This is a genomic window from Akkermansia muciniphila, assembly GCF_018709685.1.
Taxonomy (GTDB): domain Bacteria; phylum Verrucomicrobiota; class Verrucomicrobiia; order Verrucomicrobiales; family Akkermansiaceae; genus Akkermansia; species Akkermansia muciniphila_E.
On sequence record NZ_JABDHQ010000010.1, the window covers coordinates 1 to 22,861 of the forward strand.

Consider the following 22,861-nt stretch of genomic DNA (forward strand, 5'->3'; position numbering starts at 1 on the left):
GTTATTGGAGTTGGCAATGCTAAGGATCAGCACTACAATTTCACTCTTGTTAGAATATTATTTTTTATATTTTTTTCAAATATATTTTCATATTGAAAAAAATATCCATTGCATGAAAGGAAAAATCTAACAAATATTTATTACACATCTCCTTTATAATAAATCATCCTTATCTACCTTAATTCCACCCATACGCCGCGGTGGTCGCTGGCCTGGCGGGAGGGGGGAGAGTCCAGGATGCCCATGGGGGGGTTGCGGCCGAGGCGCTTTTTCAGGGTATTGTTCAGGAAGAGGTGGTCAAAGGAGTGGTAGGTGTCTCCGTCTTCGTAGTAGATGGTCCAGGTTTCTCCGCGGGAATCCCTGGGTTTCAGGCGGTTTAAACGGTATTCCGTTTTCGCCGGGCCCTGGATAACCTGCACGGCGCTGTCCGCCGGACCGTCATTGAAGTCTCCGTACAAAAGCAGCGGCATGCCGTCCTGGGAGGCGATGACTTTATTCAAGTAGTCCCGCAAGGCGTAGGCCTCCCTGCGCCGCGTGTCTTCCGCAGAGCCGTCGCGGCTGAGGCGGGATTTCAAATGAATGCCCATCAGGCGGAAGAGGCGCCCATCCGGCGTTTTCACCGTGGCGTCCAGAATGCCGCGCAGCATTGTTTTTTTCCTCTTCGTTTCTCCAGATACAGGCATGTCCGTCACAGAACGGTTGTCCACGATGGGATATTTGGAGAGGAGGGCCAGCCCCCGGTCTTCCCCGTTCCGCATGACCAGCACCTTGTGCGGCAGTTGAACGCCTTTTCTTTTCAGCCGCATCTGCAAGTCGCGCACGGCGGCTTCTCCACCCATTTCAGACAGCCCCACTATTTCCGCCCCGGATTGCCGGACCAGTTCCGCCAGGGCTTCCCGCGCCTCCACGGGCTTGTATTTTACCTGGAAGTTGCTTCTCCGCGGGTCTTCCGGAACAAAGTAGTTGCCCGCGTTCATGGTCAGCATCCGGACAGGCTCCCCTTTGTCCGGGATTTCCACTTTTTCCGGAACAGATGACTGTCGCGCTTCCCCCGGCTGGGCAGGGACGGCCTCCGGCATATCCAGAAGCGGTTTCCATTCCGTCAGCCCGTAGCCCAGCACCGCACATAGTACAATCAGGGCGGCAATGACGGAGGATCCCCTGCGTTTTGACGTTTTCCTGATCATGCCCGTTGTCTTGAAAGATTTTCTCCATGGAGGACGTAGTGAATATACAGGTCCAGCCTCGTAAAATTTTCAGCTTATTACTCGGCTTTCACTTCACTTTCATCCGTAATTCATGATAAACCATGAATGTGCCTCCATTGCAACCCCAGAACGAGTCCCAGCCTGACGAACAGTCACTTTCCCAATACGCGGAACATACCAGGAAAAGCCTGATTGCGCGCCTGGAGAATTGGGAGGACCAGCGCACGTGGGATGAATTTTACCGCACCTACTGGCGGCTGATTTATTCCGTGGCCCTGAAGGCCGGTTTGAGGGAGGACGAAGCCTGGGACGTGGTGCAGGAGACCATCCTTTCCATTGCCAAGCAGAGCAAGAAGAATATTTACAAGCCGGAACAGGGTTCCTTCAAGCTTTGGCTCTGGAATATGACCCGCTGGCGCATCAACGACCAGTTCCGCAAACGGAAGAAGGATACGGCCATGCTGATGAGTCCGGACGCCACAGAGACCCAGGAACACCCCATTGACAAGATTCCGGACGAAGGGAAGAATAATTTTGACCAGGTGTGGGAACGGGAGTGGCAGAATAACCTGCTGCAGGCGGCTCTGGAGCGCGTCAAGGCGAAGGTATCCCCCAAGCAGTTCCAGATTTTTGATTATTACGTGCTGCGGGAGTGGGATGCTGCCAAAGTCCGCAGGCAGCTTGGCGTCACCATCGCCCAGGTGTACCTGGCGAAGCACCGCGTGGGGAGCGCGCTGAAGAAAGAGCTGCAATTCCTTCAATACCAGGAAGAAGAGAAGGAGAGGTAGCCGCGGGCGCCTGCGCCGGGATTGGAGCATTCCCCGCTTTTCCCCTGCCGTCCGCCTTTTCAGGAATGATTCCTTTATTTTGCCTCTTGCCAAGGCAGACGTTTTGTCGTTAGATAACGGCAACTGCAATGCCGCCCTCACGCAACAGACATTCCGCCCAGAAGGTTTTTACCTGGGATAAGATCAAGATGGCCCTGGCGGCGGCGGAAGAGGGTTTTTATATCTGGAATATCAAGACGGGCGTCATCCATTACACGGACCGCTGCCTGACGATGATGGGGGCCAGCCGCAAGGAGAAGGCTCCCAATATTTTTACCCAGCCGGAGCTGACCATTCATGAGGAGGACCAGGCGTTCTTTTCCCAGGAGGTGCGCCGTTATCTGGACGGCCATTCCCACATGCCCATGCGCATTGAGATCCGGATGAAGAAGCTCAATTCCAAGAGCTGGAGCTGGGTCCGCATCAACGGACTGGCGCGCAGGGACAAGCAGCGCCGCCCCGTCATGCTGGTGGGCGTATGGGTGAATATTACCCGGCGGAAAACGGCGGAGCTGCGCGCGGCGGAGGACAGGGACCTGTTCCACACCCTGATTGAGCACATTCCGGACAGCATTTATTTCAAGAACCGGGAATCGCGCTTCGTCCTGGCGAACACGGCCACGGCCAATAAATTGGGCGTCCCCACCCCGGCGGACCTGACGGGCCGGACGGACGGTTACTTTTTCGATCAGACGATGTCCGATATTTCCCGCAAGGAGGAGCTGGACATCATGGCGACCGGACGCCCCATCCGCGCGCGCCTGCACCATGAGACATGGCTCCACAAGGATGATTCCTGGAGCCAGATCAGCAAGTTCCCGTGGTATGGCCGCAACGGAGACCTCAAGGGCATCGTGGGCATTTCCAGCGACGTCACCAAGCTGGTGAAGACGGAGATCAAGGCCACGGAGACAGCCCGCATTCTGGAAGAACGGAACAAGTCCCTGGAGAAGGAAATAGATTTGGCGCGGGAAATCCAGTTCGCGCTGCTCCCGTATGAAATTCCTTCCCGCTCCCATACGGAGCACGGCCTGACGCGCCATGTGGATTTCCACCACATTTTCACTCCTTCAGAGGGGGTGGCGGGCGACTGGTTTGATGCTTTTCCCGTGGGCAATTCGGGCGTGGGGGCCATCGTCTGCGACGTGATGGGCCACGGTATCCGCGCCGCCCTCATTGCCTCCATGCTCCGCGGCCTGATGGAGCAGTTGTCCCATTTGGCGGATAATCCGGCGGCGTTCCTTACCTCCCTGAACCACCAGCTGGCCAAGATTCTGCAACGGGCTAACACCACCATGTTCGCCTCTGCCGTTTACGTTTACCTGGACCTGGAAACCGGCGTCATGACCGCCTCCACGGCGGGGCATCCGCACCCCATCATCCTGGGGCCGGACGGCGTTGCCCGCAAGATGCCCTTGCCAAAAGGCATCGCCATGGGCCTGCTGGATGACGCCACCTACCAGAACGCCCAGTTCCCGCTACTGGCAGGTTCCCGCGTCCTGATGTATACGGACGGCCTGACAGAAGCCGCCAACCCGGAAGGGGAGGAACTGGGCGTGCACAGGCTGATTGATTATTTCAACAGCTCCTCTCCCAGGAGCACCAAGGATTTCGTGCACCAGGCGCTCACCTGCGTGGCCAAATTCACGGGCTGCACCAATCAGGCGGACGATATCTGCATGCTGGGCATCAGCTATTCCGAGCACGGGGAAAAACCCGGTCACTGACGGGCGCACGTGGCCAGGAGTCCGCAAGCATTGTCCATCCCGCCAACGGCAGGGAGAAGTCACGTTGTCCCGGGGCTTTCTTCCGGGGAGAACCTGAAGTTGCGCCAGAACGGGACGCTCAGCATCCAGACGGAGAAGAGGGCTTCCAGCCCTCCCGCCATGATGATCGTCGTGGAGACTCCCCAGGCATCCACCACCGCGCCCCAGCCCATGGCAGCCAGGGGCTGCACTCCGATGGTGACGATGCTGAACAACCCCAGAATGGCGGATTTGCGTTCCGGAGGGGCCAGAAGCTGCACGGCGGAAGAGGAGGTCACGAAGAGGGAGGATGTGGCCAGCCCGGCAAAGAAGAAACATACGGCCTGTATTTCCACCACGGGGATGATGCCCGCCACGCACAGCGCGCTTCCCATCCACAGCGTGCCTGAGGAGAGCTTGGCCCCCACCCTGTCACTTTTGCGCGCAAACGGCAGGACAAAGAGGATGCTGACCATGGCCCCGGCCCCTACAGCCCCCAGAATGAGGCCGGTATTCCGGGGGTTCCCGTGCATCAGCGCCGGAACAATTTGGTAAAGGGATTGCCCGCAGATGTTCTGAATCAGCGCGCTGATCATGATGAAGAGCAGGCTGCGTGAGGAGAGGACGGCCTTGAGCCCGGAGGCTTTTCTTCCGGCTCCGCGCTGTTTTCTGGGGGCGCAGGCATCCGTGATGCGCCCTTTCAGGGAAACCAGGCAGCCAATCAACGGCAGGCTTGCCACCACGTTGCCGCCAAAAGCGGTTCCGGCCCCCCATTCCGCAATGATGTATCCGGCCAGCGCCGGGCCTATGGCGCGGCAGGTATTGAATACCAGGGAGTACATGCCCACGGCTTCCTGCAATTGCCTGCGGGGGATCAGGTCTCCCACAAAAGCCTGTTGCGTGGGGAAGCCCACCGTCTGGTTGACGCCCATCACCAGCCCGGCGGCATACAGGTGCCATAGCTGGAGCATGCCAAGAATCGTGAGCAGAAACAGGCCGACAGCCACCAGCCACTGGACGCACTGCACGGCGATCAGCAGTTTTCTGCGGTCAAAGCGGTCTCCCAGCCCCGCCAGCAGCATGCCGCCCAGAAAGAAGGGGAGCGCATTGAGCGCCGCCAGCAATCCTACCGCCGTAGCGGAGCCGCCGGAAATTTCATAGACGAGGATACCCATGGCCGTGACCTGCAGCCACATCCCGATCAGGGCGGCTGCCTGTCCGGACCAGAAGATTTGCAGGTTCCTTACCTGAAGGGGCTTGAAGAAGCCCAGCCAGTCATTCAGCCATTTCATCAGCCCCTTCATCGTAGCCCCCGCCGCCGGAACCGTCCAGACGCGAGTGCGGCAACGGTCCCCTCTCCCCCTCTGGGTTCCGTTTATTCCCCAGCCGTGTAACAGGCCGGGTAGTCCTTGGAGGGCAGCCACACGGGGAGGTTTTTCATCCTGTCCATGGCGCGTTCGGAGACAGGCATGCGCCAGATTTTAAAGAAAGGCCCCATGTTCTTTCCCGTGACTTTGGAGAAAGCGTTCATGACCCATTCCCATTTCTTTTCATCGCTCAGCTTGCCGTTGTCATACGGCTTGTCATGGAACTGGAGAGCCACTTGCCGGAAGGCGTCAAAGCCCAGGTAGTACATCAGTTCCACCCAGAAGAAGAGCTGAACCTTGTTGGGCGCTTCATTGTAGGTCTGGCCGCCGGAGAAGTATTTTTTCATCTCCGCGCTCATTCCGTACGGCCCCATGCCGCCGCCCCAGCAGGATTCGAAGTTTTTCCCGGTTCCCATGACTTCACAGACCATGGAGAAGATGTTGACGGAGACTTCCGTCTGCCCCTCCATCGTAAACGGGGGGGACTGGTGGTTATGCCCCAGTTCATGCCACAGCCCCCAGCTTCCGGACTGGATGATGGAGCCGCTGGCTATGGAGTCCGTCCAATCCTTCGTGCCCATGGCGGGGTACCCGGAATGCCCGGCCCCGGCGGAAATCTGCCTGTCCACGACAAAACGCATGGGGTGGTGCAGGCGGTCCGGCTTGGTGTCCCACCCCATGATCCAGTCCTGAAGCCCCATGTTTTTTTGCAGGAATTCAGCCGCTTTCTGAACGTCCGGGCACCGTTTCAATTGCTCCAGGGGCATCGTGACAATGAGGCGGGGCATGGAGATTTCCCCCCACGGCGCCCTGGCGTTTTCCAATTGCGCGGCCCATTGTTCCGGAGTGGTTTTCCCCATGATGAAGAGGGGCGCCGGAACGGCTCCGGAAATCTGCACCTTGAAGACTTTCCCGCGCTTTGAACGCTGGCCCACATTCACGTATACCAGGCCGCCCATCGGGTTCGCCATTTTCACGCGGCCCCGGTCCGCCGGAACCTGCATGGTTATTTCCGGAACCCGCTTCCATTCATCCAGCTTATGCAGGCTGTCCGTATGGCACCCTATGCGGACGCTGATGGAGCTGTCCTTGGGCGCGCCGGACAGGGAGAAAGAGATTTCCGCCCCGGGAGGCGCATAAAGCCCCGTGCTGTGCCAGCCGCCGATGTTGGAGTCTATTTCCACCGTACGCCGGACAAGCTGGGCGCCATCTTCCGGAACGCCGGGGAAATCCTTTGCCGCCGGGCATGCCTTCAGCCCGGAGGGCTTGGCGTCCTTCCATTCACGGCATTTTTCCAGAAGCTCCTGCATGCGCCGGGCATCATTCCCACTCTTCCACGGGGCGGCGCCCGTGGGGAATTCCTCCATTCCCGCCATCTTTTCAGCTTTGTCCCATGACCAGGTTTCCAGCGGCTTGTCCGCATCCATGGGGATTTCATCCTTGCTGGGGGTGGCGTAGACGGAAAGCTCCGGCATCACGTTTTTCACGGGCTGGGGGAAGAGCCCTTCCGGTTCCGGCTCCTCTTCCTCCACGGGAACGGGCTCCTCCTGCCTGCGGGCCTGTTCCTCACGCTCGCGCCGTTCCAGCTCCTCCCTCCTCTGTTTCTCCCTTTCGTCCTGTGCCGCCTGCTCCCGGAGCTTCCGGGACGCTTCCGCGGACTCACGGGCTTTCTTCTCCAAGGCCGCATCCCTGGCCTTCTGCGCCTCCTGCCGTTCCTTTTCCTTCTTTTCCCGGATTTCCCGCTCCCGCTTTATCCTCTGCTTTTCAGCAGCTTCCCTGGCCGCCTTTTCCTTCACTTTGCGTTCCGCCGCCAGTTCCCGGGCCGCTTCCCTTTTCTCCACATTATCCCGGTACAGATAATACCCGGCTCCAGCCCCGCAAACCAGCAGCAGCACTAAAAACCACCCCACGGCGGAACCTCTGAATACGTTACGGGAGAAAGAAGGATTGTTCATGTGATCGGAACTTGGAATGAATCGTCATCATTTCCTCATTGCAGGCATTCCTTGTCAATCTGATTCTTCCTTTTCCACAGGCATTTTTCATGGAAGAATACGCCAAACAGGCCTTCCCGGGATCAGCCTCCCGCGCCCGGTCTTCAGGAATCCGCCTCCGGAATATCCATGTTCATGCGGAAATGGGGGAGCGCCCCGTGCATCAGGCCGTCCAGCACGCCGCGGGTGCGCGGTTCCGGGCTGATGTATCCATGGCCGCAAGCGACCATGGCTTTCACCTCCGCCGCCGCATTGGAGGGACAGCACCGGAACGCCTCCGGCAAATGCCGCATGGCGTCCAGGTCATTGTGCCCGTCTCCGAAGATGGCGGCACGGACGGGCGGTACGCCGAACCGGGAGGCCACAAAAGCCAGCGCGGTTCCCTTGTTATAGTCACGGTGGCTGAAGCGCAGGTAGGGCCCGGCACGCTGCGTCACGATTTCCTCATACAGGCCCACCCTGTCCCGGATGACGCAGGAGACGTCGTCCAGACCGCAGGCGTCATTCACCACCAGGGAAAAGGCGTCATTGTCCTGCCTCCGCAGCTCCAGCCCGGAAAAACGGCCTTCCAGATGAGCCATCAGCTCCTCCAGCAAGCCGCCGTAACGGCTGAACAGGTCATCATGGGCCACCGCGCAGGCGTCATTCCACGGAAGGCCGGGCATCAGCCTTCCCTCCGCGTCAGCCAGATGCACGTTGCGCTCCATCGTAACCGTAAAGTCCGGGGCAAACGCCTCCGGGTCATCATGGAAGAGGTCCATCAGCCCTTCCCTCAGGTAAACGGGGTCCCGCCCCGTATTGATGCCCCACAGCGCTCCGTACCGTGCCCGGAGTTCACGCATGATGCTGAAAAACACGCGCCTTTCCTCCACGGGACCGCCCATCGTGAACAGGGTATCGTCAAAGTCGAAGGAAAAAAGATACCGGGCCTGCTCCGGCAACGGGAGAGAGCGGACCGGCAGAAAACGCATCAATTCCATTTCAGGCCAGCCCTCCCTTCACCCCGGCATGGCTTTCCGCACGCACAACGGGTTCCGCCAGGGGAATATCCTCCTCCACCGGCTCCGCCGAAGGGATATGCTCATCCACGGGCTCTGCGGACGGAATGGTTTCCGGAACAGGTTCCGCCTGGGGAATGTCTTCCTGCCGCGGCCGGGGCTTCTCCGGACGCGCAGGAGCGGGGCGCGCTGCCGGAACGGCAGACGGGGGACGGGCGGCGGGAACCTTCCTTTCTGCGGAGGAAGCGGGGACTTTAGCCCGGGCCCCCACTCCGGCACGCACCTGGCGTGCAATCGGAGTGTTCATGTCCACGGCATACGTGGCGGGCAGGCTTCCTGCGGGGATTTCCTCTCCCGGCTTGCGCATATGGATTTCCACCCTGCGGTTGGCCGCCTGCGCATTCTGGTCACCCCTGGTGGAGACCACCGGACGGGAAGCCCCGCACGCGCGGATGTACAGCCTGCTTTCCCCGTTCGGCCGCGTCAGGGCAATGCCGTTATCCTTCAGCCACTGGCGCACGGCATTAGCCCGCATCAGGGAGAGCACGGCGTTGTATTCTTCAGAACCGAAGCTGTCCGTGTGCCCTTCCACAATGAAGATCGTATCCGGATTTTTCATCATCAGCCCGGCGAGCTGGAGCATGCTGAGACGGGCGGAATTTTTCATCACCGCCTTGTTGTATTCAAACAGAAGGTCCGCGCCCAGCCTGCTGTATCCGCTGTCTTTCCCCAGGGAAGACTGGGCCATCAACTGGGAGAGGGACTTGCTGCCGTCCGGCAGGTGGGAATCATCCTGGCCGCCCGCACCCTTGAGCTTGTTGTTATACCATTCGTCCGGGTTGACCATGTCCGGCTCCGCCGTCTTGATCGTCGCCGGGCTGGGAGAGGTTTTCAATGCCTCCGGCGGAGAAGGCTCCGGCAGTCCCTGCGCGACGGCCTTCATATCCACCTGCGGCATTTTGGGGGAGAGTGATTCCGGCACGGACGGAGCTACCGGATCAGCGGAGAAGCTGGTTTCCCCGGGAGCGATCACCACGTCTTCCAGCACCATGTCCTCCAGGTCCGGCAATTCCGGGGGGGCATCCTCAAGCTGCTCGATGTCCGGCGTTTCAACGGCTTCCGCCACCTCCGGAGCCGGGCGGTCATCCGCTCTCAGCACAATTTTCTCAGGCACGGGCATCCGGTCCGCCGGAAGCGCGGGCGCCTTATGCACATGGATGCCCAGGTCAAACCAGCTCAGAACGATGAAGCCCAGGTAGTGCACCAGCACGGCGGCAAGAAGGGCGCCCACCGCCACGGCGGCCAGATGGCGCGGCGCAGGCAGGATGAAACGGCTGCGCCTGCGGCGGTTCTCGCGGAGTTCACGGGTGTTTTCCTGATTGGCACTCACGGGATCATCAGCAAAGGGGAAGGCCCGGTTCATGAACCGGAAGGCGCCGTGCCCGTAGCGGGCGCACTGTAGGATTCATGGGACAACACCCTGGGCATGGGCATGCGCGTATTCTCGTGAATCCATTCCGCAATGCCAGCCTGGAGCTCGTCATCCCCCGCGTAGACATTGACCTTGTAGGTTTTCTCAAATTTCTCCCCCTTCTTTCCTTCAATGGAGTGAAGGAAGGTCCGTTCCCGGGTGCCGTAGGGCTCCCCTTCACGGATGGATTCATACAACTGTTTTTTCTCGTTTTTCAGGGAATCGTAAATGCTCAGGCAGTCCTCCAGGGTGGAGAAGAAGTACTGGTTCGTACAGACCACCATGACCGGATAGTCCAGCTTCAGGGCGTCATCCACCGGAGCCACGTCAAACGTGCTGAAATTGGCCCGCCAGTCCACGCCGGCGTCCAGAAGCCAGTAGGCGGCGTAGCAGAGGGGTTTGCCCCAGTCCTGCTCCATCTCTCGCACAGCCACGGTTTTAAGGGACGGGAAGCAGTCCATGCTGACCATGCAGCGGATGCGCGGATCTTCAGACGCGGCTTTCAGCAGCACGGCGGCGCCAAAGCCCTGCCCCACGGCGGCCACGGGCGGCAGCCCCCCCTCTTTCCGGGAGACAGCGTCCAGCAGAGCCGTCACGTCCGCATATTCCTTCAATCCGTAAGTGCAGAATTTCCGGGCGTTATCCTTCCCGCGCGGATTCCATACCAGGCACGTGTACCCGGCCCCGGTCAGGCCTTCCGCCAGCGGCAGGGAACCTTTCACCCCCTGGTCCCAGGAAGTGGCTATCACGACCAGCTCCGGCTTTGCCTCCAGATGCGGCATGTTGCCGCGCAGTTTCAAGGCATCCCGCACGCGGCTCTGGCGCGGGGACAGGGCCTCCGGACGGCCCGGACGCACCAGATAGCCTTCAATGGCCGTGCCGTCCGCGGAGACGGCCTCCACAGGCTCCATCGCCAGGGAATCCGCCACAGGGGAATCGGCAGCCTCATCCCCGCCCACGGGAACGAGCAGCGGGGTGGACACATACCAGGCAAACCACACCAGGACGCCCACCGCCGCAAGAATGAGCAGAAAAAACAGTTGAACAAGACGTTTGAACATGAAAAGACGGTGCCTGCAAGGCAGTTATCGGAAAGGTTCTATCCCATCCTGCTTACGTTGACAACCCCCAACTTCTATCAGGCTAATATCCTCCGCCGTCCTGCCGCACCCTCCCGGCGGCCAAATAACGCTTTATTTCCCTTCCCCGATCTGGCATCCTTGCCCCACCTTCCTTTTTCATGGCAATCCAGGCCCGACATTTCCGCCAATGGTCCGCGTTCCTCCTCCTGCTTGCGCTGGGAGGAACGGCGGCCTGGTTCCTGATGCCCCGGGAGTGGTCCCAGATGCAGTGGGAGATTCCCGGCACGCCGTCCGAATATCCGCTGGCCCAGCTCCTGCGCCCCTGGCTCATCCTGGTGGGGTGTTTTCTTCCGGCGCTGGGCATGTTCCTGTACAACCGGGCGGGCATCATGGACAGGTACGTGGCGCGCACCTGGTTCACGGCCTTCATCATGTGCACGGCCATCCTGACGCTGATTTACATCATCGGGGATTTTGCGGACAACGTGGGGGACCTGATGAACCTGGACTCCCCCCTCGCAGGCACCTTCCGCTTTTACCTGAGCCAGCTGCCCATGATCCTGAACCTGATCCTTCCCTATACGCTTCTTCTGGGAACGCTCTGGGCGCTTACCAAGCTCTCCTCCTCCTCGGAAATCACGGGCATGCTGCAATCCGGAAGGTCCCTGCTCCGGATCAACGCCCCGGTCATCATCGGCGCCGTGTTCGCGGCTATCTACTTCGGCATCTTCGGGTTCCACTGGGCGCCCAATTCCACGCTGTACAGGAAACTCATGTTCTCCTCCCTGAGCCAGAACAAAAATGACGACTCCTCCCGCAGCTCCATCTACAAGAACGATGCGGAGTCCCGCATCTGGTACCTGGGCAATCCTCCCGGCATCGACTCCCCCGGAGAACCGTTCAGGCAGGTGCGCGTGGAACAGTTCAGCGCGCCCGGCAAGATGGAATACGAGCTGTTTGCAGATGAGGCCTCCTGGGACCCGGCTTCCAGAACATGGACGTTCCGCCATGCCATCAGGAGAAATTATTCCCAGGAGGAGCCCCGGCAACTGAACGACGTGCCCGTTTTTGAAGGCCTGGAGTACCGGACGCTGAAAGAGCAGTATTCCGAAACTCCGTGGCAGCTGATCTCCCCCAACGTACGCGTGGACACCCAGGGAACTCCCGCCCTCCAGGAAATCCTCAAGGCCGGCACCATGAACGCCAAGTACCTCAGGAGCCTGCAAACGGAATGGCACGTCAGGATAGCCCGCATGTTCTCCTGCATCATCCTGACATTCATCGCCATCCCCTCCGCCATCACGTTCCAGAGGCGGTCCACCATGTCCGGCATCGGCATCGCCCTGTTCCTGGCGGCGGCCATGCTGTTCCTGTATGAGTTCTTCCCCACCCTGGCCTCCGCAGGCTACCTCCCCACCTGGCTGGGAGCGTGGATGCCCAACATCATCTATACCATCATCGCCATCCGCCTGTTCCAGACCAAGCTGGCCCACAGAAGCTTCATGGAGATGCTGAAAGGCTTGAAAAAGACGCCCGCCCATGACCAACCCTGACCATCCTGCCGCCGTCCAAAAAGCCCGCGAACTGCTCCGGCAGGCAAAAGCCGTGATTTTTGACTTCGACGGGCTGCTGGTGGATACGGAGTACGCCATTTATTCCTCCTGGGAACGCGTGTTCTCCTCCTGCGGCCATTCCCTGCCCCTGGATCTGTTCAACCAGTGCCTGGGCAGCGGCTACACCCACTGGAACCCCGGAGACCATCTGGAACAACTGACGGGACGCACCTACGACTGGGAAGACATCAACGCCCGCAGGCAGGAGGAAATCGTCCGCGACCTGGAGCACGCCGGCCTTCTGCCCGGCGCGTGTGAACTTATCCGCCGCCTGGCGGCAGCCGGAACGCCCATGGGGGTGGCCTCCAGCTCATCCCACCGCTGGGTGGACGGCTGGCTGAACAAACTGGGCATCATGTCCTTTTTCCAAACCGTCGTCTGCCGTGACGACGGCCTTCCCGTCAAGCCGGACCCGGCCCTGTTCCTGAAAGCGGCGGAAAACCTGGGCGTGCCGCCCGCACAATGCCTGGTGCTGGAAGACTCCCAGAACGGCACCACGGCTGCGTTCCGTGCAGGCATTCCCGTCATCTCCATTCCGAACCGGGTGACGGAGCAAGCGGATTTTTCCCAGGCAACCAGCAAAATCCGTTCACTGGCAGAGCTTCTTTAGGAATCCGCTCCTTCTTTTCCCTGTTCTTGTTTCTTGACGGAATTCCCTCCATGCCTTATGTAAGGAGGATGGCTTCCCAACGCATTCCATTATATCACTACCGGGTCAAAGACAAGATTGTGGGCCCCGTCTCCCTGGCGGACCTCCATGCCCTGCTTACTTCCAAGAAGATTCTCCCTGACACCATGATCCGGGAGGAGAATTCCCAGGGCTGGATGCCGCTCACGGCGGAACTGCGCCGGCATGAGCGCCTGGCGCGCCTCAGGGCCTCCGCATTCATGCTTTCCTGCCGGCCGCCCAAAAGCTGCCTTCTGTTTTACATCATTGCCCTTCTTCTTCTGGCGTGCGGCGTGGCGCACTCCATCATGCTCCGCTCCATTCTTTACATGGAAGTGCTGTTCATCCCCGCCACGGCGTTTTTCATGGGGAAGGTGCTGATGTACCTGCACCTCCTCACCGGAGGCATGAGGAAGATGCCCGCGGAAGAACCGGAACGCTGACCGGGCGGGAAATGTTCCCTGCTTTAAATCAAGCTTTCCCGTAGTTCCCCCTCGACCCCGCAGGACGCCGCCCCGGAAGCCTGAAATGAAAAAACCGCCGGAACCCTGACGGTCCCGGCGGTTTAAAATTTACCGTGCAGGAGAATTACTTGTTCAGCTCCGCAACGGCCGCTTCCAGGCTGGGCACGTCTTCAATGGAAATGACCGTGGCATCCTTGCAGATGCGCCCCATCATGCCGGCCAGCGTTTTGCCCGGCCCCAGTTCAATGAACAAGCGGTGCCCCTGATCCACCAGCTTCTGCATGGAGGCCGTCCAGCGCACGGAACCGCATACCTGGTGTTCCAGCACGTTGCGGATGTCGTCCGGGCCTTCCACCACGCGGGCTTCATAGTTGCAGTAAACGGGCATGGAGGGCGTGCCGAAGGAGACATTCTTAAGTTCCTCCGCCAGTTTCACCATGGCGCTGTGCATCAGGCGGGAGTGGTAGGCGCCCGCCACGTTGAGCTTCTTGGCGATCTTGCACCCGGCGGCTTTGGCTCCGGCAATGGCCTTGTCCACGCCTTCCTCCGTGCCGGAAACGACCGTCTGGCCCGGGCAGTTGAAGTTGGCTACGTCCACATCGCATTCCTGGGCGAGCTTGATGACGTTTTCATCCGTCCCGCCAATCATGGCGGCCATGGTGCCCTTTGTGGCGTTGCAGGCTTCCTCCATGAAAGCGCCGCGCTTCTGGACCAGGCGCAGGCCTTCCTCAAAGGAGTAGGTTCCGGCGGCGGCATGTGCCGTGAATTCACCCAGGGAAAGACCGGCGGCGGCCACGGGGTTCAGGGAAGGCACCAGTTCCTTCAGGACGGCCAGGCAGGCCAGGCCGTGCACGTAGAGAGCAGGCTGGCAGTTGCAGGTGCGCGTCAGTTCTTCGCCGGGGCCTTCAAACATGATGGAGGAGAGGGATTCCCCAAGCGCCTTGTCCGCCTGCTCAATCAGGGCCCTGGCGGCAGGATACTGGTCATACAAATCTTTACCCATGCCCACTTTCTGGGCACCTTGTCCGGAAAACAATAGTACTGCGTCCATAGTTAAGGCGTGAATTATACCGTTCCGGGGAGAAAGAAGCAAGAGCGATCTTGACGCCTTAATCCCGGCTTAAATACCTTACGTTCAATGTGAATAAAAATCCGCCCCGGTCTCAGCAGGAGGCCGGGGCGGAGGGTTAAACCGGATGGTTCAGGAGAACGGCCTTAGGCCGTGGCTTCCGTGGTAGCGGGAGCTTCTTCCTTTTCAGCCGTTTCACGGGGCAGATCGATGATTTCGATCATGGCCACGAGAGCGGAGTCCGTGAGGCGCTGGCCCAGCTTGATGATGCGGGTATAACCGCCCTTGCGTTCCGCACAGAGGGGAGCGATTTCATCAAACAGGCGCTTGACGGCGGTCGTGTTATGAATGGTGGCGGTAGCCAGGCGGCGGGAGTGCACGTCACCGCGCTTGGCAAGCGTAATGAGCTTTTCCACGTAGGGACGGAGGGCCTTGGCCTTCGCCAGGGTGGTGGTGATGCGTCCGTTGAGGATGAGGCTGCATGCCTGGTTGGCGAGCAAAGCCCTGCGGTGAGAAGCGTTGCGCTGAAGCTTGGAGGTTTTTACACCGTGTCTCATGATGATATTTTTCTATGTGTGTTGGTTTTGTGAGATTTAGTCGTCGTCGTCTTCGATGTTGGCGGCAATCAGGTCTGCCAGGCCCACGGGGCTTTCCTCTTCCAGACCCAGGCGCGGCTTGGCCTGCGGCACGGGGCCGGTAAGCAGGGAGGGATCCACCTGGACGCCCAGGGAAAGGCCCAGTTCCAGCAGCTTGTCCTTGATCTCGTTGAGGGATTTTTTGCCGAAGTTGCGGTACTTGAGCATTTCGCTTTCGCTCTTCATGGCGAGCTGGCCAACGGTGGTAATGTTGGCGTTGTTGAGGCAGTTGGCGGCTCGCACGGAAAGCTCGATTTCGTTGACGCTCATGTTGAGCAGCTTGCGCAGGCGGGCCGTTTCCTCGTCCTGGACGGCGGAAGGCGCTTCTTCAAAGTTGACCTGCTTGTCGTCATAGTTGACGAACACGTCCAGGTGGTGGCGCAGAATGGCGGAGGCCTGGAGCATGGCGTCTGCCGGGGCAATGCGGCCGTCCGTCCAGACTTCAAGCGTCAGCTTGTCATAGTCGGTCATCTGGCCCACACGGGTATTCTGAACGGAATACTTCACACGGGTGACCGGGGAGAAAATAGAGTCGATCGGGATCACGCCGATGGGCATGTCCGGCACCTTGTTTTCGTCGCCGGTGGAGAAGCCGCGGCCGACGCGCACCTGGAATTCACATTCAAACAGGGTATCCTGGTCCAGGGTGCAGATGATCTGATCGGGGTTGACCACCTGGTAGGTGGTGTCGTCGGCGATGTCGGCGGCGGTCACGACGCCCTGCTTGTGCACGCGCAGGGAGAGCAGGCGCGGTTCCTTGCCGTTGTGCTTGAACTTGACTTTTTTCAGGTTCAGCACAATTTCCGTCACGTCTTCCACCACACCGGGCAGAGAGGAGAATTCATGCTGCGCGCCGGCGATGCGGACGGAGGTGATGGCGGCGCCTTCAAGAGAGCCCAGAAGAACGCGGCGCAGGGAGTTGCCGAGCGTGTGGCCGTAACCGTTTTCAAACGGTTCCGCGACGAAGGTCAGATGATTCGCATCATTCGGGTCTTCAATTTTTTCCAGACGGCTGGGGACTTCAAAGCGGGCCAGCGTGGTCACGGCCGTTTCTTCTGCAGTAGTGGTTTCGTTTTCCGACATAATCGTATGTAATGTACCGGGTTTCCCTCCAGCACGGGCACGGCGGAGAACCCGCCTGAAGGACCTACGGCATGTTTTGGAAACGCCCGTGCGGGGAGCAATTTAACGATCTGTTTTCAACAATCAACTCTTTTCATGTCCTCCCGCAAATTTTCTGTGACTTAACGTGCGTCATCTGGCATAGTGGACGCAAACCTACACAACAATTGCATGAAGCATCCTGATTTTTTGGACAATAGGGATTTCACGGGGGAAGACCAGCGGCGCCCGTCCACCATGTCCATGGACAACAGCTACCAGGCTCTGGAAGGAATCGTCAAAAAGCTCTCCGAGATAGCCTCCACCCGGCACGATCCCCGCTACCTCCAGGAATATATCAAGACCGGCATCAACATGGCGCAGTCCGCCGCTTCCGACCATGATTTCACCGTCCTGATCCGCTCCGGGCGGGAGATGTACCGCGCCAACTGCGTTTTTGCGCCGTACCGCCACATCCGCAAGATTTCCGTCTTCGGCTCCGCCCGCATCAGGGAGGACGAGCCTGCCTATGAAACGGCACGGGATTTTGCCAGGGAGGCCAGCGACCAGGGCTACCTGGTCATTACGGGGGGCGGCCCCGGCATCATGCAGGCGGCCAATGAAGGCGCCGGGGAGGAACGCTCCTTCGGCCTGAACATCACCCTGCCGTATGAGCAAACCTCCAACCACGTGGTGGCCCACAGCGACAAGCTGATCAATTTTTACTATTTCTTTGTCAGAAAGCTGAATTTCGTGGCGGAAAGCGACGCCATGGTGGCGCTCCCCGGCGGCTTCGGCACCATGGACGAGGTGTTTGAAACCCTCACCCTGATCCAGACGGGAAAGGCCACCATTTACCCCGTCGTGCTGCTGGACTCCCCCGGCAAGACCTTCTGGCTGAACTGGCTGGCCTTCATCCGCGTGGAGCTGGTGGATTCCGGCCTGATTTCCGAGGATGACCTGCACCTGATCCACGTCACCAAGAACCCGGCGGAGGCCATGGAGCACATTGACCGGTTCTACCGCATTTTCCACTCCTACCGTTTTATCAAGGATACCATCGTCATCCGCCTGAACACGCACCTGCCCGCCCAGTGGGTGGAGCATCTGGAACGGGACTTCCAGGACCTTATCCTGCCCGGAGGAAAGATGGTGCAGACCGGGCCTCTGCCCGACGAGGCGGACGAGCCCCATCTGAACCGCCTGCCGCGCCTCGTCTTCCCCATCAAACGCGGCAATTACGGCAGGCTGAGGCTGCTGATCGACCGCATCAACCAGACGCCCAGCAGGACTTATTCCCCCCCATCCCATGTCTGAAGCCTTTCCCGCGTGGCTGGTTCCCCTGGTCTTCGGCCTGATGGGAGCGTGCATAGGTTCCTTCCTGAACGTGGTCATTTACCGGGTGCCCCTGGGCATCTCCGTGAATGACCCGGCGCGCTCCTTCTGCCCGGAATGCGGGGAACCCATCCCGTGGTACCTGAACATTCCGGTGCTGAGCTGGCTGGTTCTCAGGGGAAAATCCGCCTGCTGCGAAACCCCTGTCAGCTTCCGCTACTGCCTGGTGGAGCTGCTCACGGCCCTGCTCTTCGCGGCCATGGGATGGAAGTATGCGGATGCCTCCGCGGGGGCCGCCGTCCTGCTCTGCGCATGGAGCGCCATGGCCATCGTCATCATCTTCATTGACGCGGAGCATCTGATCGTCTTCCGCACCCAGACGCTCATCGGCGCCGCGGCAGGGGTGGGGGCCTGCTCCCTTTATCCTTTTCTCCTGCCGGACAATGACGTCATGACCTGGACAGACGCCTTCACGGCGGCGGTGCTGGGAGGCGCCGCCGGATATGCCGTCATCAGGCTGGTGATTGAACTGGGCAAACTCCTGTTCGGGACCTGGAAGCAGCATTTTGACGCTCCGGCCCCGTGGAGCCTGAGGGAACCGGAATCAGAGCAGGAGGAATTGCAGCTCATCATTGACGGGCAGCCTCATGACTGGTCCATGCTTTTCCACCGCGCCTCGGACAAGGCCGTCATTTCCGGAGGCTCCGTCACCATTGACGGGAAAGTTCTTCCGCCCGGCGCCGTCACCCTGCGCCAGGACAGAATAGAGCTGGAGAACGGTGACGTTTTCCAGCTGGAAGACCTGGAAAGCGTGGAGGGGAGCCTGACGGATATTCATGCGCAGCGGGAGGCCATGGGGTCCGGAGACGCGTGGATTCTGATGATGGCCGGATGCATGGGCGGCTGGCAGGGCGCCGTGTTCTGCCTTTTCATCGGCTCCCTGCTGGGGATTGTGCAGGCGGTCATTTCACGCATGGGCTTCGGCCGGAATCTCCCCTTCGGCCCCGCGCTGCTCAGCGCCGCCTTCATCTGGCTGCTGGGAGGCGACCGGTGGTGGCTGGCCTATATCCGCTTCATTTCCGGAGAATAATTTTTCCCGCATGACACGGCTGTAGCCGCAACCTTCCGGGGTTGCGGTCTTTTTTTATCAATCTCTTTCATTCTCAGCCGCTTTCCAATCCGGCGCCAAAGCCGGATTGACGGCAATGCCCTAGCCTGTTCCGGCGTCCCTGCCGGGGGCGCATACGTTTTTATTTTGCAACCAGGACGGAAACCGGGTGTTCATCCTAGCAAAGGGAGGCGCCTCCGCCGTTCAAACCGCCGCAGGGCAGCGCTCCTTTCCGAAACGCATTAACCTCACCACTCAAAGATATGACCAAGCAAATATTGATGGCCGCGGCCTTTGCCGCATGCTCCGCGTTCGCCCAGGACGCACCGCCGCCCCCGGCCCCGGTCTCCCCTTCCGACGCTCCGGGAATGCAGCCGCCCCCTGAACGAAGGGGAGGCCCCCGCAACCGGGCAGGAGGCCCGAACCGCCAGGGTCCCCGTCCGCAACAGGCCGAACTCCGGCTGAAGAGGATTGATCCCGGCATCATGATCATCGGTGAAGAACTGGTGATGGCCAAGTACGATACCGACAAGGACGGCAAGCTTTCCGACGAGGAAATAGCCGTTCTGCAGGCGGACGTCAAGAAAGCCCAGGAAGCGAAGAAAGCCGCCATCCTGAAGAAGTTTGACAAGGACGGAGACGGCAAACTTTCCAAGGAGGAGAGGAAGGCCATGCAGGACGAATGGCTGAAGGACAATCCGGAAGCCGCCAAGCGCATGGAAGAGATGAAGGCCCGCCAGGAAGCCCGCAAGGCCGAGATGCTGAAGAAATATGACAAGGACGGCGACGGCAAGCTTTCCGACGAAGAAAAGAAAGCCATGCGTGACGACTGGGCCAAGGACCATCCGGAAGCCGCCAAGCGCATGGCGGAAATGAAGGCCCGCCAGGAAGTCCACGCCGCCAGAATGGTCAAGGAGTTTGACAAGGACGGCGACGGCAAGCTTTCCCCGGAAGAGCTCCAGGCCATTCCGCCCCATCACGGGCAGCCCGGTCCGCACCATGCGGCCCCCGGCGGTCCCAAGGGACCGGGAGCGCCCGGAATGGACGGTCCGCGCCGTCCCGGAGGCCCCAGGGCTGAAGGCCCCCGCGCGCCCAGGGGACCGGAAGGCCGCAGAGGCGGTGAAGGACGCCGTGGAGACGGAGACCGCGGCCCCCGCGGCAACCGTCCGGACGGCCCCCGCCCCCAATTGGACCCCAACCGCGCCCCGATCATGGCCGCCGGCTGGATCCTGATCGAAGAGAAGTATGACGCCGACAAGGACGGCAAGCTGAATGAAGCTGAAATGGCGCAGCTTAATGCGGACGCCTCCAAGGCTCTGGAAGCCCGCCGCGCCGCCCGCAGGGAAGCCAGAAAGGCGGCCCGCGGCAATAACGACATGCCTCCTCCTCCCGCCCCGGTGCAGGAAGACGGGGATGATGAATAAGTTCACCCGCAGCAACGCATAGCAGAAACAGAGAGACGGCCCCGTCTGCCTTACGGCAGGCGGGGTTTTTCTTATCAGGGAAAAGGAATTAGGGGTTATAGGAATCATAGGGAACTTTAGGGATTATAGGGAATTCCCCTCTTACCCCTCTTACCCCTCTTACCCCTCTTACCCCTCTTACCCCTCTTACCCAGCAAACTCTCGGACTTACTTAACCCTTCCCCTTCCTTCCACCAAGAAACGGACCGGGGGAGGCATGCAGCTTCCCCCGGTCAGAGTTAATGAATCAATTTCCTGCCGCCCCTCAGGCTCCGGCCTTCATGGCTTCCTTCACTTCCGCGTGCAGACCATGCTTCCTGGAGAACAGGAGGGCCGCCGGGGAGGCGATGAAGATGGAGGAGTACGTGCCAATCAGGATGCCCGCGGAGATCGTCCAGGCGAAGTCTTCCATGGAAGGACCACCGAAGAAGTACAGGCACACCAGCACGGACAGCGTGGAGAGGGAGGTCAGAAGGGTACGGGAGAGCGTCTGGTTGATGGCCTCATTCATGATGTTTTCCGCACTTTCATTCGGGTCCGAGAACCGGAGGAATTCACGGATGCGGTCAAACACGATGATTTTGTCATTGATGGAGTAGCCGGCCACCGTCAACAGCGCGCCGATGTGGATGACGTTCAGCTCCGTTCCGCTGATGATCACCAGCCCCAGCACCAGCAGCACGTCATGCGTCAAGGCGATAACGGCACCGATGGCGAAGGTCCATTCAAACCGCACCGTCAGGTAAACCATGATGCCCAGAATGCCGAAGAAGAGGGCCCAGGCGGAAGTGATGAGCGTGTCGTAACCCATGGACTGGCCAATGGTTTCTTCACTGAACGGGGCATCCTTCAACACGGGGAAGGCTTTGTTCAGCGCGTTGGTGATGGCCGTCTTGTCCTGGGCGTTGTCAGAGAAGTTGACCAGGATGTTCACCTTGCTGCTGTCCGTGGATTCAGCCACTTCCTGCACCGTGGCCTTCTGGGTCAGGGCCAGCTTGTTGACCACATTTTCCGCTTCCCGGAAGGGAACTTCATCCTTGTTCACCAGGTAGGAGATGGAGGAACCGCCGGTGAAGTCCATGCCCAGGCAGTCCTTGCCCTTCATGGCGCCCACGACCAGGCAGATTAACAGCAGGATGGCGGACAGGGAGCAGGACCATATCTTCTGGCCCATGAAGTTGATGTTGCTCTTGTTCTTGAAGAGGTTCAGGAATTTGACGTCCTTCATCAGGCCCACCGTATCCGCCCAGTAGAACAGGACGCGGGTGACCAGGATGGCCCCGATCATGGAGGTAATGACACCCACCGTCAGCGTAACCGCAAAGCCCTTGATGGTGCCGGTAGCCATCCAATACAGGATGACGGCGGTAATGAGGGAGGTGATGTTGGAGTCAAAAATGGCGGAGAAGGCCTTGTCAAAGGAATTGCGGATAGCCACGCGGAAGGGGCGCCCCGCTTCCTTTTCTTCCCGCAGGCGTTCATAAATCAGCACGTTCGCGTCCACCGCCACGCCCAGGGTCAGCACGATACCGGCAATGCCCGGCAGCGTCAGTTCAAAGCCGAAGATGGACATGGCCCCCAGCAGAAGCAGGGCGTTGATCGTCAGGCCCATGATAGCCACCAGCCCGGCAAAGCGGTAGTAGATGATCATCATGATGAAGCACAGGATCAGGCCCGTAATGCCCGCATATTCCCCCTGAAGCAGGGCCGTACGGCCCAGGGAGGCGGAGATTTCACTGGCGGATTCAAAGTTGAGCTTGTTGGTCAGGGGATTGGAAAGCACTTTCGTCAGCGCTTCCGCCTCCCCTGGGGCGTCCAGCCCGCTGATTTCAAAGCTCTTGGAAAGAATGGCCTGGACCGTGGGGGCGCTCTTGACCACGTCATCCAGCACAATGGCCATGCGGTCATGGCCCAGCTGCATGCGGGAGGTGAGGTTGTACATCTTGTCCGCCCCCTCGTTGCTGAGGGTGACGTTGACATGGCCGGGACGGGCCAGGTCCACCCCGGCGCGGACAATGTCCTTGCCCGTCAGGGATTCACGCTTTTCCAGGAAGATTTTTTCCTTAACGTCCTCGCCCTTGCCGTTCTTGAAGGTGTATTCATACAGGCGGTAGCCGGGAACGCGGATGCGGCCCTCCGCCACCAGTTCATTGTTGCGCGGATGGACGGGGAGAATTTGCAGCTTGGCGACCTTCGTCAAAATGGCCTTGGTTTCCTCGCGCTTGGCGGGGTCCGCGGCGGGAATCTGCACTTCAATGAGGTTCAGGTTGTCCTTCTTCTTCGGGCGGATGATGACGTCATTGGCTCCGGTGCTGTTAAGGCGTTCCGTCAGGATGACGCACGCCTGTTCCATGGCCTGGTCCGTCAGCGGAATGGGCTTGCCGTCATCCCCGATGTTCGGTTCCACGCTCAGCGTGAAGGAGACGCCCCCGGCAATGTCAATGCCGTACTTCAGGCCCTGCTGGAAGAGGGAGAAGAGGGAGAAGGACGCGATGCCGATGATGAAGATCGTCCCGGCGTTGCGCTTGACCCTGTCCTGGTCGGAACCCAGGTACCAGAAAAACACGCCCAGCAATACCAGACCGCCGATGAAAATGAAAAGAGGGTTGCTGAAGAGATCGTAAATAAACGCAAGGGGAGCGGACGTTCCGCCGGCCGCGGGTAGAGTATCGGCAGATGCCAGGAGATTCATAGACATTTCAATCCGGATTGGG

General features: G+C 59.8%; 18 protein-coding genes. 8 read left to right on the top strand and 10 right to left on the bottom strand.

The genetic code is table 11. The features are described 5' to 3' along the window. Positions 1 to 173 precede the first annotated feature (173 nt). Positions 174 to 1,187, bottom strand: a complete 1,014-nt coding sequence (locus HHJ06_RS07685; RefSeq protein ID WP_215428765.1) for an endonuclease/exonuclease/phosphatase family protein — start codon at positions 1,185 to 1,187, stop codon at positions 174 to 176. A 122-nt stretch (positions 1,188 to 1,309) separates the two neighbouring features. On the opposite strand from HHJ06_RS07685, the gene HHJ06_RS07690 reads away from it, so the two are divergent. Next, positions 1,310 to 1,996, top strand: a complete 687-nt coding sequence (locus tag HHJ06_RS07690) for an RNA polymerase sigma factor (RefSeq protein WP_215428766.1) — start codon at positions 1,310 to 1,312, stop codon at positions 1,994 to 1,996. A gap of 128 nt (positions 1,997 to 2,124) precedes the next feature. Continuing rightward, on the top strand, positions 2,125 to 3,762 hold the full coding sequence (locus tag HHJ06_RS07695) for a SpoIIE family protein phosphatase (RefSeq protein ID WP_215428767.1): 1,638 nt from the start codon (positions 2,125 to 2,127) through the stop codon (positions 3,760 to 3,762). Positions 3,763 to 3,821: 59 nt separating this feature from the next. Here the strand turns inward: HHJ06_RS07695 and HHJ06_RS07700 are convergent, their stop codons facing one another. From HHJ06_RS07700 to HHJ06_RS07720, 5 genes are all read right to left on the bottom strand, one after another. Further along, positions 3,822 to 5,072: an MFS transporter gene (locus tag HHJ06_RS07700; RefSeq protein WP_215428768.1), complete on the bottom strand. Its 1,251-nt coding sequence runs from the start codon at positions 5,070 to 5,072 to the stop codon at positions 3,822 to 3,824. Positions 5,073 to 5,155: 83 nt separating this feature from the next. Next, a complete protein-coding gene (locus tag HHJ06_RS07705; RefSeq protein ID WP_215428769.1) occupies positions 5,156 to 7,102 on the bottom strand; it encodes a M60 family metallopeptidase in 1,947 nt (648 codons plus the stop codon). Between the two features lie 143 nt (positions 7,103 to 7,245). Further along, on the bottom strand, positions 7,246 to 8,112 hold the full coding sequence (locus HHJ06_RS07710; RefSeq protein WP_215428770.1) for an HAD hydrolase family protein: 867 nt from the start codon (positions 8,110 to 8,112) through the stop codon (positions 7,246 to 7,248). 10 nt (positions 8,113 to 8,122) lie between these two features. Beyond that, entirely contained in the window at positions 8,123 to 9,529 is a 1,407-nt protein-coding gene (locus HHJ06_RS11930; RefSeq protein WP_215428771.1) for an OmpA family protein, read from the bottom strand. Positions 9,530 to 9,558: 29 nt separating this feature from the next. Then, complete coding sequence (locus HHJ06_RS07720) at positions 9,559 to 10,671, bottom strand: alpha/beta hydrolase family protein (protein WP_215428772.1); 1,113 nt, start codon at positions 10,669 to 10,671, stop codon at positions 9,559 to 9,561. A gap of 179 nt (positions 10,672 to 10,850) precedes the next feature. Here HHJ06_RS07720 and HHJ06_RS07725 point away from each other — a divergent pair, with 179 nt between their 5' ends. From HHJ06_RS07725 to HHJ06_RS07735, 3 genes are all read left to right on the top strand, one after another. Continuing rightward, a complete protein-coding gene (locus HHJ06_RS07725; RefSeq protein ID WP_215428773.1) occupies positions 10,851 to 12,245 on the top strand; it encodes an LptF/LptG family permease in 1,395 nt (464 codons plus the stop codon). Then, on the top strand, positions 12,232 to 12,915 hold the full coding sequence (locus HHJ06_RS07730; RefSeq protein ID WP_215428774.1) for an HAD family hydrolase: 684 nt from the start codon (positions 12,232 to 12,234) through the stop codon (positions 12,913 to 12,915). Before HHJ06_RS07725 ends, HHJ06_RS07730 begins: the two co-directional genes overlap by 14 nt. Positions 12,916 to 12,983: 68 nt before the next feature. Next, the gene (locus HHJ06_RS07735; RefSeq protein WP_215428775.1) at positions 12,984 to 13,415 is read left to right on the top strand and encodes a DUF4339 domain-containing protein; all 432 of its coding nucleotides are present in this window, start codon (positions 12,984 to 12,986) and stop codon (positions 13,413 to 13,415) included. A gap of 145 nt (positions 13,416 to 13,560) precedes the next feature. Here the strand turns inward: HHJ06_RS07735 and fabD are convergent, their stop codons facing one another. The 3 genes from fabD to HHJ06_RS07750 all read right to left on the bottom strand — a co-directional run bounded on the left by fabD (position 13,561) and on the right by HHJ06_RS07750 (position 16,223). Beyond that, a complete protein-coding gene (gene fabD, locus HHJ06_RS07740; RefSeq protein WP_215428776.1) occupies positions 13,561 to 14,487 on the bottom strand; it encodes an ACP S-malonyltransferase in 927 nt (308 codons plus the stop codon). A gap of 164 nt (positions 14,488 to 14,651) precedes the next feature. Further along, positions 14,652 to 15,062 carry a 50S ribosomal protein L17 gene (gene rplQ / locus HHJ06_RS07745; protein ID WP_102714457.1) on the bottom strand — a complete coding sequence of 137 codons (411 nt, stop codon included), beginning with the start codon at positions 15,060 to 15,062 and terminating at the stop codon, positions 14,652 to 14,654. A gap of 36 nt (positions 15,063 to 15,098) precedes the next feature. Further along, complete coding sequence (locus HHJ06_RS07750; protein ID WP_102714459.1) at positions 15,099 to 16,223, bottom strand: DNA-directed RNA polymerase subunit alpha; 1,125 nt, start codon at positions 16,221 to 16,223, stop codon at positions 15,099 to 15,101. Positions 16,224 to 16,433: 210 nt separating this feature from the next. On the opposite strand from HHJ06_RS07750, the gene HHJ06_RS07755 reads away from it, so the two are divergent. The 3 genes from HHJ06_RS07755 to HHJ06_RS07765 all read left to right on the top strand — a co-directional run bounded on the left by HHJ06_RS07755 (position 16,434) and on the right by HHJ06_RS07765 (position 20,108). Further along, on the top strand, positions 16,434 to 17,558 hold the full coding sequence (locus HHJ06_RS07755) for a TIGR00730 family Rossman fold protein (protein ID WP_215428777.1): 1,125 nt from the start codon (positions 16,434 to 16,436) through the stop codon (positions 17,556 to 17,558). Beyond that, entirely contained in the window at positions 17,551 to 18,666 is a 1,116-nt protein-coding gene (locus tag HHJ06_RS07760) for a prepilin peptidase (protein WP_215428778.1), read from the top strand. The genes HHJ06_RS07755 and HHJ06_RS07760 overlap by 8 nt, the downstream gene beginning before the upstream one ends. 281 nt (positions 18,667 to 18,947) lie before the next feature. Then, entirely contained in the window at positions 18,948 to 20,108 is a 1,161-nt protein-coding gene (locus HHJ06_RS07765; RefSeq protein ID WP_215428779.1) for an EF-hand domain-containing protein, read from the top strand. 304 nt (positions 20,109 to 20,412) lie between these two features. Here the strand turns inward: HHJ06_RS07765 and secD are convergent, their stop codons facing one another. Beyond that, a complete protein-coding gene (secD, locus tag HHJ06_RS07770; RefSeq protein ID WP_215428780.1) occupies positions 20,413 to 22,845 on the bottom strand; it encodes a protein translocase subunit SecD in 2,433 nt (810 codons plus the stop codon). Positions 22,846 to 22,861 lie beyond the last annotated feature (16 nt).

Excerpts from the sequence above, each read along its gene's own strand:
- HHJ06_RS07685 (WP_215428765.1), bottom strand. The coding sequence starts at position 1,187 with ATGATCAGGAAAACGTCAAAACGCAGGGGATCCTCCGTCATTGCCGCC.
- HHJ06_RS07690 (WP_215428766.1), top strand. The coding sequence starts at position 1,310 with ATGAATGTGCCTCCATTGCAACCCCAGAACGAGTCCCAGCCTGACGAA.
- HHJ06_RS07695 (WP_215428767.1), top strand. The coding sequence starts at position 2,125 with ATGCCGCCCTCACGCAACAGACATTCCGCCCAGAAGGTTTTTACCTGG.
- HHJ06_RS07700 (WP_215428768.1), bottom strand. The coding sequence starts at position 5,072 with ATGAAATGGCTGAATGACTGGCTGGGCTTCTTCAAGCCCCTTCAGGTA.
- HHJ06_RS07705 (WP_215428769.1), bottom strand. The coding sequence starts at position 7,102 with ATGAACAATCCTTCTTTCTCCCGTAACGTATTCAGAGGTTCCGCCGTG.
- HHJ06_RS07710 (WP_215428770.1), bottom strand. The coding sequence starts at position 8,112 with ATGCGTTTTCTGCCGGTCCGCTCTCTCCCGTTGCCGGAGCAGGCCCGG.
- HHJ06_RS07720 (WP_215428772.1), bottom strand. The coding sequence starts at position 10,671 with ATGTTCAAACGTCTTGTTCAACTGTTTTTTCTGCTCATTCTTGCGGCG.
- HHJ06_RS07725 (WP_215428773.1), top strand. The coding sequence starts at position 10,851 with ATGGCAATCCAGGCCCGACATTTCCGCCAATGGTCCGCGTTCCTCCTC.
- HHJ06_RS07730 (WP_215428774.1), top strand. The coding sequence starts at position 12,232 with ATGACCAACCCTGACCATCCTGCCGCCGTCCAAAAAGCCCGCGAACTG.
- HHJ06_RS07735 (WP_215428775.1), top strand. The coding sequence starts at position 12,984 with ATGGCTTCCCAACGCATTCCATTATATCACTACCGGGTCAAAGACAAG.
- fabD (WP_215428776.1), bottom strand. The coding sequence starts at position 14,487 with ATGGACGCAGTACTATTGTTTTCCGGACAAGGTGCCCAGAAAGTGGGC.
- rplQ (WP_102714457.1), bottom strand. The coding sequence starts at position 15,062 with ATGAGACACGGTGTAAAAACCTCCAAGCTTCAGCGCAACGCTTCTCAC.
- HHJ06_RS07750 (WP_102714459.1), bottom strand. The coding sequence starts at position 16,223 with ATGTCGGAAAACGAAACCACTACTGCAGAAGAAACGGCCGTGACCACG.
- HHJ06_RS07755 (WP_215428777.1), top strand. The coding sequence starts at position 16,434 with ATGAAGCATCCTGATTTTTTGGACAATAGGGATTTCACGGGGGAAGAC.
- HHJ06_RS07760 (WP_215428778.1), top strand. The coding sequence starts at position 17,551 with ATGTCTGAAGCCTTTCCCGCGTGGCTGGTTCCCCTGGTCTTCGGCCTG.
- HHJ06_RS07765 (WP_215428779.1), top strand. The coding sequence starts at position 18,948 with ATGACCAAGCAAATATTGATGGCCGCGGCCTTTGCCGCATGCTCCGCG.
- secD (WP_215428780.1), bottom strand. The coding sequence starts at position 22,845 with ATGTCTATGAATCTCCTGGCATCTGCCGATACTCTACCCGCGGCCGGC.